Source organism: Vibrio sp. S12_S33 (assembly GCF_963889785.1).
GTDB lineage: Bacteria > Pseudomonadota > Gammaproteobacteria > Enterobacterales > Vibrionaceae > Vibrio > Vibrio aestuarianus.
In genome coordinates this window covers 1-250 of record NZ_CAWPQZ010000393.1, presented here as the reverse complement: position 1 = coordinate 250, position 250 = coordinate 1, and the positions used below count along the sequence as shown (strand labels likewise).

The following is a 250-nucleotide window of genomic DNA, read 5'->3' as shown; positions in this document are numbered from 1 at the left end:
CTGCACACTGGAAGGGATGAACAACAAGATAAAGCTAATCAAGCGAATGGGTTATGGGTATCGAGATACAGACTACTTCTTCTTGAAGATAAAAGCGGCTTTCCCCGGAAAGCCGCGATGAACCTTTAAAATAGTAAAGTCTCACCAGACAGCATCACTTATTACCCTGACTCTTAAACCTAACTCTGAGGCCAAATGCCTTTGTGGTCTTGAGGCCGAGGCTATCCATGAGTATCAATGGCGTCATGTA

1 protein-coding gene and 1 pseudogene are annotated in these 250 nt (G+C 44.4%); both read left to right on the top strand.

What is annotated here, in order from left to right:
• Positions 1-121: transposase (locus tag AACW06_RS20570; protein WP_192075408.1), on the top strand; the 121-nt coding region annotated here is incomplete at its 5' end.
• 9 nt (positions 122-130) lie between these two features.
• Positions 131-250 (top strand): annotated as a pseudogene (locus AACW06_RS20565) (ISL3 family transposase); the annotation flags it as partial.